Source organism: Escherichia sp. WS33, assembly GCF_046486385.1.
Lineage (GTDB): Bacteria > Pseudomonadota > Gammaproteobacteria > Enterobacterales > Enterobacteriaceae > ECMA0423.
The window spans coordinates 242,586-257,034 of record NZ_JBJQLJ010000002.1; the positions used below are offsets into that span (position 1 = coordinate 242,586).

At 53.2% G+C, this 14,449-nt stretch carries 14 protein-coding genes; 8 read left to right on the forward strand and 6 right to left on the reverse strand.

Annotation, left to right across the window (positions count from 1 at the left end):
• Nucleotides 1-175: 175 nt before the first annotated feature.
• The 6 genes from spy to astC form a co-directional block, all read right to left on the reverse strand.
• The gene (spy, locus tag ACJHXA_RS03250) at nt 176-661 is read right to left on the reverse strand and encodes an ATP-independent periplasmic protein-refolding chaperone Spy (RefSeq protein WP_001228981.1); all 486 of its coding nucleotides are present in this window, start codon (nt 659-661) and stop codon (nt 176-178) included.
• Nucleotides 662-990: 329 nt separating this feature from the next.
• Nucleotides 991-1,959 (reverse strand): succinylglutamate desuccinylase, encoded by a 969-nt coding sequence (astE, locus tag ACJHXA_RS03255; RefSeq protein WP_000368492.1) that lies wholly within the window; start codon nt 1,957-1,959, stop codon nt 991-993.
• Nucleotides 1,952-3,295 (reverse strand): N-succinylarginine dihydrolase, encoded by a 1,344-nt coding sequence (astB, locus tag ACJHXA_RS03260; RefSeq protein WP_000995007.1) that lies wholly within the window; start codon nt 3,293-3,295, stop codon nt 1,952-1,954. The genes astE and astB overlap by 8 nt, the downstream gene beginning before the upstream one ends.
• A complete protein-coding gene (gene astD, locus ACJHXA_RS03265; protein WP_000177243.1) occupies nt 3,292-4,770 on the reverse strand; it encodes a succinylglutamate-semialdehyde dehydrogenase in 1,479 nt (492 codons plus the stop codon). The genes astB and astD overlap by 4 nt, the downstream gene beginning before the upstream one ends.
• The gene (gene astA / locus ACJHXA_RS03270) at nt 4,767-5,801 is read right to left on the reverse strand and encodes an arginine N-succinyltransferase (protein ID WP_000989414.1); all 1,035 of its coding nucleotides are present in this window, start codon (nt 5,799-5,801) and stop codon (nt 4,767-4,769) included. Before astA ends, astD begins: the two co-directional genes overlap by 4 nt.
• The gene (gene astC / locus ACJHXA_RS03275; protein WP_000081983.1) at nt 5,798-7,018 is read right to left on the reverse strand and encodes a succinylornithine/acetylornithine transaminase; all 1,221 of its coding nucleotides are present in this window, start codon (nt 7,016-7,018) and stop codon (nt 5,798-5,800) included. Before astC ends, astA begins: the two co-directional genes overlap by 4 nt.
• A 445-nt stretch (nt 7,019-7,463) precedes the next feature.
• On the opposite strand from astC, the gene xthA reads away from it, so the two are divergent.
• The 8 genes from xthA (at nt 7,464) to ACJHXA_RS03315 (ending at nt 14,436) form a co-directional block, all read left to right on the forward strand.
• Nucleotides 7,464-8,270 (forward strand): exodeoxyribonuclease III, encoded by an 807-nt coding sequence (gene xthA, locus ACJHXA_RS03280; protein WP_000673924.1) that lies wholly within the window; start codon nt 7,464-7,466, stop codon nt 8,268-8,270.
• A 166-nt stretch (nt 8,271-8,436) separates the two neighbouring features.
• The gene (locus tag ACJHXA_RS03285; RefSeq protein WP_001315661.1) at nt 8,437-9,147 is read left to right on the forward strand and encodes a TVP38/TMEM64 family protein; all 711 of its coding nucleotides are present in this window, start codon (nt 8,437-8,439) and stop codon (nt 9,145-9,147) included.
• Nucleotides 9,148-9,151: 4 nt separating this feature from the next.
• Nucleotides 9,152-9,829, forward strand: a complete 678-nt coding sequence (gene ydjY, locus ACJHXA_RS03290; protein ID WP_000077941.1) for a lipoprotein YdjY — start codon at nt 9,152-9,154, stop codon at nt 9,827-9,829.
• A 14-nt stretch (nt 9,830-9,843) separates the two neighbouring features.
• Nucleotides 9,844-10,551, forward strand: coding sequence for a TVP38/TMEM64 family protein (locus tag ACJHXA_RS03295; RefSeq protein ID WP_000975812.1), 708 nt, complete (start codon nt 9,844-9,846; stop codon nt 10,549-10,551).
• Nucleotides 10,551-11,099: a carboxymuconolactone decarboxylase family protein gene (locus ACJHXA_RS03300; protein WP_000524080.1), complete on the forward strand. Its 549-nt coding sequence runs from the start codon at nt 10,551-10,553 to the stop codon at nt 11,097-11,099. The genes ACJHXA_RS03295 and ACJHXA_RS03300 overlap by 1 nt, the downstream gene beginning before the upstream one ends.
• 9 nt (nt 11,100-11,108) lie before the next feature.
• Nucleotides 11,109-12,275 carry an ABC transporter substrate-binding protein gene (locus ACJHXA_RS03305; RefSeq protein ID WP_001532846.1) on the forward strand — a complete coding sequence of 389 codons (1,167 nt, stop codon included), beginning with the start codon at nt 11,109-11,111 and terminating at the stop codon, nt 12,273-12,275.
• Entirely contained in the window at nt 12,248-13,783 is a 1,536-nt protein-coding gene (locus ACJHXA_RS03310) for an ABC transporter permease subunit (RefSeq protein ID WP_000224986.1), read from the forward strand. The genes ACJHXA_RS03305 and ACJHXA_RS03310 overlap by 28 nt, the downstream gene beginning before the upstream one ends.
• Nucleotides 13,783-14,436 (forward strand): ATP-binding cassette domain-containing protein, encoded by a 654-nt coding sequence (locus tag ACJHXA_RS03315; RefSeq protein WP_001315662.1) that lies wholly within the window; start codon nt 13,783-13,785, stop codon nt 14,434-14,436. Before ACJHXA_RS03310 ends, ACJHXA_RS03315 begins: the two co-directional genes overlap by 1 nt.
• The last annotated feature ends 13 nt before the right edge of the window (nt 14,437-14,449 follow it).

Here is a 14,449-nt window from a genome sequence, read left to right on the forward strand (position 1 = left end):
GTTATCGTTCAGGTAACCGTGGATGGTTATCGGCAACTCGGGTGATTTACGTTAGTGGTGATCAGGCTTTTTTTACAACTGTTTGAGAAGAGAAAAGAAAACCGCCGATCCTGTCCACCGCATTACTGCAAGGTAGTGGACAAGACCGGCGGTCTTAAGTTTTTTGGCTGAAAGATTATTCAGCAGTTGCAGGCATTTTACCTTTTGCCGCTGGACGTTCTGTCAGACGCTTCTCAAAATTAGCATTAAATTGCTTTTTCTGTTCCGGCGTCAGGATGTTGTAAATTTTGTTCTGGGTTTCCATGTGCGCCAGCATGTTAGCTTTGCGCTGTTCTTCCATTTTTGCGATCTGCGCTTCAGCTTTTGCTTTATCGAAGGTATCGCTGGCAATGATGTCATGCATTGCGCGGCGTTCTTCCAGCGGCGGACGTTTCATCTGGTCACGCTGGCCTTTCATGATTTCGCGGATCTGCTGTTTCTGCGCGTCGGTCAGGTTCAGGTCTTTGAACATCATGTCCTGATGCGGACCGAACTTGCCTTTGTGGTGCATCATCGGCTTCGCGTCAGCCGGTGCTGCGGTAGTGGTGTCTGCGGCATGGGCCAGGTTAGCCGCGCCAAGAGCCAGGGTAGAGGCAACAAACAGTGCAGTTAATTTACGCATATTCTATATCCTTCCTTTCAGTTATTTATTACGGCTTTCTTAAGTAGCGTGCCGTGTTGACGAGATTAACTTTACTGACTTTAGCGTCAATTAATCAGAGCAACGGTAAAACAATGAAAGTGTAAAAAACACTTTTGCGCCAATTATGGAGAAAAAAAGAAAATTTGATGGAGAGTGATGAGAGAATAATACAACACGATGATTTTGCAGAGATTATGAAGAACTATACCGGATGACTGGTGATAAATAAAGCAAATAACCAGGATTAATCTGTATTAATTTATAAGAAAGCAACTTAATACCCGCAGAATGATTTCTGCGGGTAAGTATTAGCTTATTTTTTCGAGCATTAATCCCGCGCGTAATCCCAACGCTACCAACGGATTAGGGAATAACACATACTCTACATCATGGGTTACGGTAAAACGTTCCTCTCCGTCCTGCGCCAGCAATGTTCCTTTCTCAAACGGCATAAAATTCAGCGTGTCACTTGCCATATGCATTTCGAAGGACGGCGAGTGGCGAGTAATTTGCGAAACCACCCGATAACGGAGCGGCGGTGTTCTCACGATACCGACACTCTCACCAGATAGCAGCGCAGCAATTGCGCTGGCAGTTACTGCAAACTGGCGAAGATCGTTTTGCCCAAAGGGCAACGCTTTGCCAAGTTCCAGCGTACAGGCCAGCGCGCCAAAATGTCTGGCGCTGAAATGGGTAAACGTACCACCAGGTTCCTGATGGAACACCAGCGCCTCCAGCCCCGCCGCACCCAGCCACGTCAGAAATTTCTCGTCCCAGGGAATGTCGCGTTGCGGTAATACACCGAACTGCGGATGCAAGGAGCCACGAATTGCGGTATGTAGATCAAGGTGCCAGCGCACAGATTCTTTGCCCAGGTCATAAAAATCTTCCAGGCACTGTTCCAGTTCGCGCGCCCGACAGGTTTCTCCGCTTTCAGCAAATAGCTGCCAACGACCGCCAAACATTCGATTCATATCGCTATGGCAATAACGTTTCCCTTGCTTCAGCGCAGGAGGATTCCCGAGGATCACCAGCAACCGCCAACGTAACGGGATCTCGCCGTGAGATATCGCGCCAAGCAACGCGTCCAGCATCTCCACAGGTGCCGTCTCATTACCGTGTATTCCCGCTGAAATCACCAGTGCGCCTTGCGGTGGCGTTAATGGCGTCAGTTCCAGCACACCATCGCCCAGCCAGCGCCAGCGAACGCCGTTGATTTCTCGCTCGGTGATAACCGGTTTTTTACCCGTTAAGGTCAGAGCAAGAAAATTATCCATTGCCCCCTCCCTCGCGCTGGAACGGATAAACCGAACCGAGATTCAGTAATTGGCTCAATACATCCAGTGCTTCCCGCCCTCCGCGCAGCAATTGCGGGTCGGCCAGATCGGCAGCAGTAAGGCGATCGCGGTAGTAACGATCCACCCAGTCATTGAGCGCATTAAACAGCGTATCGTTCATCATCACCGCCGGATTCACCGCCCGGCGTTCTTCTTCTGTCAATACCACCCGCAACCGCAGGCACGCCGGGCCGCCGCCATTCGCCATGCTTTCACGTAAATCAAAGACTTTTAGTTCGCTAATCGGGTTGTCAGCGGCAAGGAGTTCATTGAGATAACCCCATACTCCGGCGTGTTCCCGACACTCCTGAGGCAGCACCAACATCATGGAACCATCATCGCGGCTCAACAGTTGGCTGTTAAACAGATAGGTAGACACCGCATCCGACACGGAAACCTGAGTTGCCGGAACTTCTATCGCCATAAAACCGTTCACCCGCGCACGCAGGTTTGCCAGTAACTGTGACTGGCGAGCGAACGCCTGTTGGTGGCAAAACAGCACCTGGCGGTTACTCACGGCAATCACGTCATTATGAAAAACGCCCTGGTCGATAACGTCCGGGTTTTGCTGGGCGAAAATCACCTGTTGGGGATTCACCTGATTCAGCCTTGCCACCGCCTCGCTGGCTTCGCGAGTCTGTCGCGCCGGATAACGGGAAGGCCGGGTATCATTGCCTTCTTCTCGCCCGTAGACAAAAAGTTGCATACCCGGCTCACCGTAATGACCGCCGAGACGATTGTGGTTTGCCGCCCCCTCATCACCGAGCAACGCTACCTGCGGCAACGCCGAATGAACGCTAAATTTCTCTTCGTCGTTAAAAATCGCTTTTAAAAGTGATTCGGTGACGTGCGCTTCCAGCGAGCGGTGAAATTTATTGTTCAGGTTGGCAACGGTGAGATGCACTTTGCCATCCAGCGTATCGGCAGATGGCGCGATCGTTGCCGCATTGGCTACCCACATTGGCGAAGCGGAACTGACGCTGGAAAGCCAGTGCGGTGCCTGGCGTGCAACTTTTTCCAGTACCTGCTCATCGCTACCACTGAATCCCAACTGACGCAGCACCGGAATAAACGGACGCTCGTGCGGCGGGATCACGGCCTGGGGGAATCCCGCATCGGCAAGGGCTTTCATTTTCAGTAAGCCCTGTTTTGCCGCCTGTCGCGGGTTAGACACCTGAAAACGGTGACGGGTAGAGGCTTCATTACCAAACGACAGGCCAGCGTAATGATGCGTCAGCCCTACCAGCCCGTCGAAATTAACTTCCCAGGCGTTCATCGCACCACCTCATCGGAAAAATCCAGCCCGGGGTTAAGCGTTGCGGGCAAAGTTAACGAGTCCGACTCCAGGCTCGCCATAGGCCATGCGCAGTAATCTGCGGCATACCAGGCGCTGGGGCGATGGTTACCGGATGCACCAATGCCGCCGAATGGCGCGGTACTGGCAGCACCAGTAAGCGGTTTGTTCCAGTTAACAATCCCCGCCCGCGCCTCCAGCAACAGTTGATCGAATTTTTCCCGCTCGGGGGAAACCAGACCGCAAGAGAGTCCGAAGCGAGTGTTATTCGCCATTAGAATCGCTTCCTCGAAAGAATCATAACGCCAGACGCGCAATAACGGTCCGAACACCTCTTCATCTGGTACGCCAGCAACGCCTGTCATTTCAATGATCCCCGGCGTCAGCAACGATGTCTCTGATTGTAATAAGCGCGGCGCAAGCAGGGTTCGTCCGCCCATCGCTTCCAGTTGCTGCCAGGCAGTAACCACCTGCTGTGCGGCCTGTTCAGAAATCAGCCCGCCAATAAACGGCTGCGGTTCGTCATCCCAGTTGCCCGGCGTTAATCGCTGGCTGACGGCAACCAGACGAGCAAGAAACGCATCGCCCTGCGCTCCGCTTTTGAGCAATAAACGGCGGGCGCAGGTGCAGCGTTGCCCGGCTGTGACAAACGCCGACTGAATGGTCAGATGGACAGCCGCGTCGATATCCGCCACCTCATCGATAATTAGCGGATTATTACCGCCCATCTCAAGGGCGAGAATTTTCTCCGGCTGACCGGAGAGCTGGCGATGCAGCTGGTAGCCGGTATTGGCGCTACCGGTAAACAGCAAACCGTCGAGATCCTCCAGCGCACTCAGCGCCTGACCCGTTTCACGCCCGCCCTGCACCAGGTTCAGTACGCCCGGCGGCAAGCCAGCCTGCTGCCATAAACGCATTACCGCTTCGCCACTCCACGGTGTCAGTTCGCTGGGTTTAAAGATAATGGTGTTACCTGCCAGCAATGCCGGAACGATATGTCCGTTCGGCAAATGACCAGGGAAATTATACGGCCCAAACACCGCCAGCACGCCGTGCGGGCGATGTCGCAGGCTCGCCGCACCGTCCGGCATTTCACTACGCTGCTCGCCGGTACGAACGTGATACGCCTTAATTGATATCGCGATTTTATTGATCATCGCCGTCACTTCGGTTGCCGCTTCCCAGCGCGGCTTACCCGTTTCTCTGGCAATAATCGCGGTTAATTCGCCTTTATTCCTTTCCAGCAATCCGGCAAAGCGTTCGACAACGACCTGACGTTCAGCCAATGAGAGCCGCGCCCAGCGCGGAAACGCCGCACGGGCTGCGCGACAAGCCTGCCCGACCTGAGCGGCATCGGCATCATTGCCTTGCCATAACACCTCGCCCGATACCGGATTACGCTTCACACGCGATGCGCCCTGGCCCGTTATCCAGTCACCGTTAATCCATAAAGTCATGCTGTTTTCTCCTCTGCGCACAGGCGCACCAGACGAACGCGATCCCCTGCGTGGCATTTGAGGGCATCCAGTTGTGCGGCGGTTAAAATCAAACGCTCGGTTGCCGGATCGGTACGCGCCAGCACCACGCGGAAATGGTGATAATTTTCATTGGCGACCAGGCAGGCCGGAAAATCGCCCTGCGCAGGCTGCCCTTCTGCCACTTCCACCAGCCGACTTTTACGAATGGCGCGCACGCGGTCGATGTCACACTCAAGCGTTGGCCCGCCGTCGAAGATGTCGATATAGTTGCGGTAACGAAAACCTTCTTTCTCCAGCACCGCGCGGGCAGGCGCGGTTTGCGGATGTACCTGACCGATGACGTCCTGGGCTTCCTGGGATAAAAAGTGGGTATAGATCGGATGTTTCGGCATCAGTTCTGCAATAAATGCCTTTTGCCCGGTGCCGCAGAGAAAATCGGCGCGGCTAAAATCCATCGAAAAGAAGCGTTTACCGAGGCTTTGCCAGAACGGTGAATAGCCGTGTTCGTCAATCACCCCGCGCATTTCAGCAACCACTTTGTCATTAAACTTGTCGCGAAAAGCCGCCATAAACATAAAGCGCGATTTCGACAGCAAATAGCCGTTGCCCTCTTTGCGCCAGTCCGGGTCGAGAAACAGCGTGCACAGCTCGCTGCTGCCGGTGTGATCGTTACTGAGAAACAGCGTCGGCAATGCGTTATAGACATTCAGCTCTTTTGAGGCGTGAACCAACGTGCCGACGCGATAGTTGTACCAGGGATCGTTCAGCCCAACCGCCACCTCAATGGCACAAATCCCCGCCACGGTGCCTGTCTCGCTATCTTCCAGCACGAACACATAGCCCTGCTCACTTTTGGGCAGTTCGCCTTGCCAGGTTTTGATTGCCCTTTCGATACGCGCCGAAAGCGTGGCTTCATTGGCGGGAAGCGACGTCAGGCCGCCGCCCGTTTTGCTGGCAAGCTGCATCAGCGCCGAGACATCTGATCGCTCAACGGGACGGATGACCATCATGATGAACCTCGGCTAACAAAGTGTTCGCAAGCAGCTGCAAAGCGATCCAGTCCGGTCGTCACCTCTTCTTCGCTGACATTGAGCGCAGGCGCAAAACGCACCACGTTGCCACCCGCAATCAGTACCATCACGCCTGCTTTCGCCGCTTCCTGAGAGATCTGTTTCGCTTGCCCGGCGTAATCGGCATTCAGTACACAGCCAATCAGCAAACCTAAGCCGCGAACTTCACTGAACAAACCATAGCGGTGATTAATAGTATTAAGACGCTCAACAAACCAGTCGTGACGCTGTTTAACGCCATTAAGCATCTCTGGTGTGTTGATGAGCTCCAGCACTTTGCCTGCCACCGCCGAGGCCAGCGGATTACCGCCATAGGTGGTGCCATGAGTGCCAACGGTCATCACGCGGGCGCACTCTTCGGTTGCCAACAACGCACCGACCGGGAAACCGCCGCCCAGCGCTTTGGCGGTAGTTAACAGATCAGGCGTCACGCCGTAGTGCATATAGGCATACAGTTCCCCGGTGCGCCCGACGCCGGTTTGTACTTCATCAAAAATCAACAGCGCATTGTGGCGGTTACACAATTCACGCAGACCTTGTAAAAACGCGTTGCTGGCTGGCACCACACCGCCTTCCCCCTGGATGGGTTCGACAATCACCGCACAGGTAGAGTCGTCAATCAGCGCGCTGGCAGAGTTAATATCGTTATATGCAGCATGACGAATATCCGCCGGCAGTGGCGCAAAATCCTGTGAATAGGCTGGCTGCCCACCCGCACTGACAGTAAACAGCGTGCGACCATGAAACGCATTTTTGAACGCCACGATGCCGCTCTTATGGCTGCCGTAGCGGTCGTGAGCGAATTTACGCGCCAGTTTTAGCGCCGCTTCGTTGGCTTCCGCACCGGAGTTACAAAAGAAGACGCGATCGGCAAACGTGGCGTCGATCAATTTTTTCGCCAGTCGCAGTACCGGCTCGTTGGTGTAACCGTTGCCGGTATGCCAGAACTTACTCGCCTGTTCGTTCAGCGCTTCACGCAGTTCTGGATGCGCATGGCCCAGCGCGTTCACCGCAATGCCACCCGCGAAGTCGATATACTCTTTCCCCTGCTGATCCCACAAGCGCGAACCTTCGCCACGTACCGGTATAAAGGGTGCCGGAGCGTAAACAGGTATCATCCATTCATCAAAGTTTTCACGCGTAATTGGCTGAGACATAGCGACCTCTACAGTAAATAATTCATTATTTATATGTTAACAATAAGTAATGTTTGCGCTGTAAATGTAGATTGCAGGGTTCGTGCCAGCCAGTGATAAAAGTGCATAAACGGCGGAGGCTAACTGGAAATCAAGGAGTTATAACCAAACCATATGCATTTAAAGTGCATATAAAGTGAATACGTTTGCGATGTGGGTGAATAAAAAGAATAAAAAACGCAATGTTATGCAGAAGTAAAATATAATTCTGGAATTGTGATCATTGACGAAATTTACTGGAAATTACTGCGCCATTCTGACGCAGCGCGCACCAAAAGCGGGCATTTTTTGCGCCATCGTTGACATCATTAACAACCATCGATCAAATCACTTAACAACAGGCGGTAAGCAACGCGAAATTCTGCTACCATCCACGCACTCTTTATCTGAATAAATGGCAGCGACTATGAAATTTGTCTCTTTTAATATCAACGGCCTGCGCGCCAGACCTCACCAGCTTGAAGCCATCGTCGAAAAGCACCAACCGGATGTGATTGGCCTGCAGGAGACAAAAGTTCATGACGATATGTTTCCGCTCGAAGAGGTGGCGAAGCTCGGCTACAACGTGTTTTATCACGGGCAGAAAGGCCATTATGGCGTGGCGCTGCTGACCAAAGAGACGCCGATTGCCGTGCGTCGCGGTTTTCCCGGTGACGACGAAGAAGCGCAGCGGCGAATTATTATGGCGGAAATCCCCTCGCCGCTGGGCAATGTCACCGTGATCAACGGTTACTTCCCGCAGGGTGAAAGCCGCGACCATCCGATAAAATTCCCGGCAAAGGCGCAGTTTTATCAGAATCTGCAAAACTATCTGGAAACCGAACTCAAACGTGATAATCCGGTACTGATTATGGGCGATATGAATATCAGCCCTACAGATCTGGATATCGGCATTGGCGAAGAAAACCGTAAGCGCTGGCTGCGTACCGGTAAATGCTCTTTCCTGCCGGAAGAGCGCGAATGGATGGACAGGCTGATGAGCTGGGGGTTGGTCGATACCTTCCGCCATGCGAATCCACAAACAGCAGATCGTTTCTCATGGTTTGATTACCGCTCAAAAGGTTTTGACGATAACCGTGGTCTGCGCATCGACCTGCTGCTCGCCAGCCAACCGCTGGCAGAATGTTGTGTAGAAACCGGCATCGACTATGAAATTCGCAGCATGGAAAAACCGTCCGATCACGCCCCCGTCTGGGCGACCTTCCGCCGCTAATTTAGCAGCTCTCCTGGCTCAAACTGGGTCAGGAGAATTAACCTTGAGAAAAATCAACAAACTGTCAGTAATGATTTGTTGCCTGCCGTCCTTTGTTATACCGTCACTGCGTTTTTAGTTGTCTGACCACTTCTCTATTATCAAGTTTGATATAGGAAACTCCACGATGAACGCTGAGCGTAAATTTCTTTTGGCCTGTCTTATTTTTGCGCTGGTCATTTACGCTATCCACACTTTCGGTTTATTCGATCTGCTCACCGATTTACCCCACTTACAGACACTCATCCGCCAGAGCGGATTGTTCGGTTATAGCCTCTATATTCTGTTATTCATTATTGCCACTCTCTTTCTGTTACCAGGAAGCATACTGGTGATCGCTGGAGGAATAGTTTTTGGCCCGCTCTTAGGGACACTACTCTCATTAATTGCCGCCACGCTCGCCTCCTCGTGCTCATTCCTGCTGGCGCGCTGGCTGGGACGTGATTTACTGCTGAAATACGTTGGTCATAGCCATACCTTTCAGGCCATTGAAAAAGGCATTGCGCGTAACGGTATTGATTTTCTTATTCTGACCCGCTTAATCCCGTTGTTTCCTTACAATATTCAAAATTACGCTTACGGATTAACCACAATCGCCTTCTGGCCTTATACCCTTATTTCGGCACTCACGACCCTGCCCGGTATTGTTATTTATACCGTGATGGCAAGCGATCTCGCCAATGAAGGCATTACGCTGCGCTTTATTTTACAACTCTGTCTGGCGGGCCTGGCGCTGTTTATTCTCGTCCAGCTCGCAAAACTCTACGCCCGACACAAACATGTGGATCTGTCTGCTTCGCGCCGCAGCCCACTTACTCACCCAAAAAATGAAGGATAGAACGATGTCGCAACATTATTCAGTGTCATGGAAAAAAGGACTGGCTGCACTCTGCTTACTGGCTGTTGCCGGGCTTAGCGGCTGCGATCAAAAAGAGAATGCGGCGGCAAAAGTGGAATACGACGGACTTTCGAACAGCCAACCGCTGCGCGTCGATGCCAATAACCATACGGTAACCATGCTGGTGCAAATTAATGGTCGTTTCCTCACCGACGACACTCGTCACGGTATTGTGTTTAAAGATGGCTCCAACGGACATAAATCGCTGTTTATGGCTTATGCGACCCCGAAAGCATTTTATGAAGCCCTGAAAGAGGCAGGTGGTACGCCGGGCGAAAACATGACGATGGATAATAAAGAAACGACTCATGTCACAGGCAGCAAACTGGATATTTCGGTCAACTGGCAAGGGGCGGCAAAAGCGTATTCCTTCGATGAAGTGATTGTTGACAGTAATGGCAAGAAACTGGACATGCGCTTTGGCGGTAATTTAACGGCAGCAGAAGAGAAGAAAACGGGTTGCCTGGTGTGTCTGGATAGCTGCCCAGTCGGCATCGTCAGCAATGCAACATACACTTATGGTGCGGTGGAAAAACGCGGCGAAGTGAAATTCAAAGGCAATGCCTCAGTTCTCCCGGCGGATAACACGCTGGCAACGGTTACCTTTAAAATCACCGAATAAAGCCAGGATAAAGGATGATGAAGATACAATCGCGTAAAATCTGGTACTACCGTATAACCCTCATCATCCTGTTGTTCGCTATGCTGCTCGCATGGGCGCTGCTTCCCGGCGTCCATGAGTTTATCAATCGCAGCGTTGCGGCGTTTGCCGCCGTGGACCAACAGGGTATAGAACGCTTTATTCAGTCTTACGGCGCACTGGCGGCAGTTGTCTCGTTCTTGTTGATGATTTTACAGGCCATTGCTGCACCGCTACCTGCGTTTTTGATCACCTTTGCCAATGCGTCGCTGTTTGGCGCGTTCTGGGGCGGCTTGCTGTCGTGGACCAGTTCGATGGCCGGCGCGGCGCTGTGCTTTTTTATCGCCAGAGTGATGGGCCGCGAAGTGGTGGAAAAATTAACCGGCAAAACCGTGCTTGACAGTATGGACGGCTTTTTCACTCGCTACGGCAAACACACCATCCTGGTCTGTCGGTTATTGCCTTTTGTCCCTTTCGATCCAATCAGCTATGCTGCCGGTCTGACTTCAATACGTTTTCGCTCGTTTTTTATCGCCACCGGGCTTGGTCAATTACCGGCGACTATTGTTTATTCCTGGGCGGGCAGCATGTTAACAGGCGGTACTTTCTGGTTTGTCACCGGACTGTTTATTCTGTTTGCCCTGACCGTGGTGATTTTTATGGCGAAGAAAATATGGCTTGAGCGCCAGAAGAGGAATGCCTGATGGGTTTACCGCCGCTTAGCAAAATTCCTTTCATTTTACGTCCGCAGGCGTGGCTGCATCGTCGCCATTACGGCGAGGTGCTAAGCCCGATTCGCTGGTGGGGGCGGATCCCGTTTATCTTTTATTTGGTGTCAATGTTTGTTGGGTGGCTGGAGCGCAAACGCTCACCGCTCGATCCGGTAGTGCGATCGCTTGTCAGCGCGCGCATTGCGCAAATGTGCCTGTGTGAGTTTTGCGTGGATATCACCAGTATGAAAGTCGCCGAGCGTACCGGCAGCACCGATAAACTGCTGGCAGTGGCTGACTGGCGGCAAAGCCCGCTCTTCAGCGATGAAGAACGGCTGGCGCTGGAGTACGCCGAAGCCGCAAGCGTAACGCCGCCAACGGTCGATGATGCCCTGCGCACCCGACTGGCTGCGCATTTTGACGCTCAGGCGCTCACCGAACTGACGGCATTGATCGGCCTGCAAAACCTGTCGGCTCGTTTTAATTCTGCCATGGACATTCCCGCTCAGGGGCTGTGCCGTATTCCGGAAAAACGTTCTTAAGGAGAGAAGATGCGCCATTGTGGGTGGTTGCTGGGATTGTTATCGCTGTTTTCTCTGGCAACACATGCCATTGACTGGCAGGAAATTAAAAATGAGGCCAAAGGGCAAACCGTCTGGTTTAACGCCTGGGGCGGCGATACCGCAATTAACCGCTATCTCGACTGGGTTAGCGGCGAGATGAAAACCCATTACGCTATAAACCTGAAGATTGTTCGTCTGGCGGATGCCGCAGACGCGGTGAAGCGCATTCAGACCGAAGCTGCTGCCGGACGTAAAACGGGCGGCTCGGTGGATCTGCTCTGGGTGAACGGCGAAAACTTCCGCACCTTAAAAGAGGCCAATTTATTACAAACGGGCTGGGCGGAGACTCTGCCCAACTGGCGCTATGTCGACACACAGCTGCCGGTGCGGGAAGATTTTTCAGTGCCTACAGAAGGGGCTGAATCGCCCTGGGGCGGCGCACAACTGACGTTTATCGCCCGCCGCGATGTTACGCCACAGCCACCACAAACGCCGCAAGCCTTACTGGAGTTTGCTAAAGCCAATCCCGGCACGGTTACCTATCCGCGCCCACCGGACTTTACCGGCACGGCGTTTCTTGAACAGTTGCTGATTATGCTGACGCCCGATCCCGCCGCGTTAAAAGTTGCCCCGGATAAAGCCACTTTCGCCCGCGTCACTGCGCCCTTGTGGCAATATCTTGACGCGCTACATCCCTATTTATGGCGCAAAGGAAAGGATTTCCCGCCTTCGCCCGCGCGGATGGATGCTCTGCTGAAAGCCGGCACATTGCGCCTGTCGCTGACCTTTAACCCTGCTCATGCCCAGCAAAAAATCGCCAGCGGCGATTTGCCTGCAAGCAGTTACAGTTTTGGTTTTAACCAGGGGATGATTGGCAACGTGCATTTCGTCACCATTCCTGCTAACGCAAATGCCAGTGCTGCGGCGAAGGTGGTTGCCAACTTCCTGCTCTCACCCAATGCGCAACTGCGTAAAGCGGATCCCGCTGTCTGGGGCGATCCTTCTGTTCTCGATCCGCAAAAACTGCCTGATGGGCAGCGCGAAACATTGCAATCAAGAATGCCGCAAGATCTGCCGCCGGTACTGGCTGAACCGCACGCAGGTTGGGTAAATGCGCTGGAACAAGAATGGCTACACCGTTACGGTACGCATTAATCTTTTTGCTGTGGGCGATGGTGGCGGTGATTTATGCACCACTGATCCCGGCAGCTCTCACGCTGATATCGCCTGCTTTGTCGTTGACACACTGGCAGGCGTTATTTGCCGATCCACAGTTACCGCAGGCATTACTGGCAACGCTGGTGTCGACAACCATCGCGGCGGTCGGGGCGTTGTTGATTGCCCTGCTGGTGATTGTGGCGCTGTGGCCTTGGCCGAAATGGCAGCGTATGTGTGCCCGTCTGCCGTGGCTGCTCGCCATTCCCCATGTGGCTTTTGCCACCAGCGCCCTTCTGCTCTTTGCTGAGGGAGGGCTGCTTTATGACTATTTCCCGTATTTCACTCCGCTAATGGACAAATTGGGTATTGGGCTGGGCCTCACCCTTGCAGTGAAAGAAAGCGCATTTCTGCTGTGGATCTTAGCGGCAGTATTGAGCGAAAAACGGCTGTTGCAGCAGGTCATTGTGCTGGATTCGCTGGGCTACAGCCGCTGGCAATGCCTGAACTGGCTGCTCTTGCCCTCCGTCGCACCTGCACTGGCAATGGCGATGTTGGCGATTGTTGCCTGGTCGCTTTCGGTCGTGGATGTGGCGATTATTCTTGGGCCAGGTAATCCACCGACGCTGGCAGTAATTAGCTGGCAGTGGTTAACTCAGGGCGACGCGGATCAACAAACGAAAGGCGCACTCGCCAGTCTGCTGCTGATGCTGTTACTCGCCGCCTACGTTTTGCTGAGCTATCTGCTATGGCGCAGCTGGCGGCGCACTATTCCCCGCGTAGATGGCATTCGCAAGCCTGCCACACCTTTATTACCAGGCACTACGCTGGCGAGTTTTTTACCCTTAACCGGTGTGCTGTGTGTGGTTCTGCTGGCGATCCTCGCGGATCAGTCGACGATCAATAGTGAAGCACTCATCAACAGCCTGACAATGGGGCTGGTGGCGACATTCATCGCTTTGCTCCTGTTACTGCTGTGGCTGGAATGGGGGCCACAGCGTCGCCAGTTGTGGCTCTGGTTGCCCATTCTATTGCCCGCTCTGCCACTGGTGGCGGGCCAGTACACGCTGGCGCTATGGCTGAACCTGGATGGAAGCTGGACGGCGGTGGTCTGGGGGCATCTGCTGTGGGTAATGCCGTGGATGCTGTTTATCCTGCAACCCGCCTGGCAGCGCATTGATTCACGGTTAATTTTGATTGCGCAAACACTGAGCTGGTCGCGGGCCAAAATCTTCTTTTACGTGAAATGTCCGCTTATGCTACGCCCTACGCTGATTGCCTTCGCGGTGGGATTTTCAGTCAGTATTGCGCAGTATATGCCGACGCTGTGGCTGGGCGCGGGGCGTTTTCCGACGCTCACCACTGAGGCGGTGGCATTAAGCAGCGGCGGCAGCAATGGTATTTTCGCCGCCCAGGCTTTATGGCAACTGCTATTACCGCTTATTATTTTTGCCCTGACCGCGTTAGTCGCAAAATGGGTAGGTTATGTCAGACAAGGACTCCGCTAATGCTCTGCGTGAAAAATGTTTCGCTACGTTTACCAGAAAGCCGCTTGCTGACAAACGTTAACTTTACGGTGGATAAAGGTGACATTGTCACGTTAATGGGGCCGTCTGGCTGTGGAAAATCCACTCTGTTTTCATGGATGATTGGTGCACTGGCTGGACAGTTTTCTTGTACAGGTGAGCTATGGCTCAATGAGCAACGGATTGACATGCTACCCACCGCACAGCGTCAGATTGGCATTCTTTTCCAGGATGCACTGTTATTTGACCAGTTCAGCGTCGGGCAAAATTTACTGCTGGCGCTACCGTCGACGCTCAAGGGGACTGCCAGGCGCAATGCCGTGAAAGACGCGCTTGATCGAGCGGGACTGGCTGAAACTTATCACCAGGACCCTGCGACATTATCAGGCGGTCAGCGAGCGCGGGTGGCCCTGCTGCGCGCCCTTCTCGCTCAGCCAAAAGCGTTACTCCTGGATGAGCCATTCAGCCGTCTTGATGTGGCTCTGCGCGATAGTTTTCGCCAGTGGGTGTTCAGCGAAGTTCGCGAACTGGCGATCCCGGTCGTTCAGGTAACGCACGATCTCCAGGATGTTCCTGCTGATAGTTCTGTTCTGGATATGGCGCAGTGGTCAGAAAATTACAACAAACTGCGATAACGCAAAGTTTTTC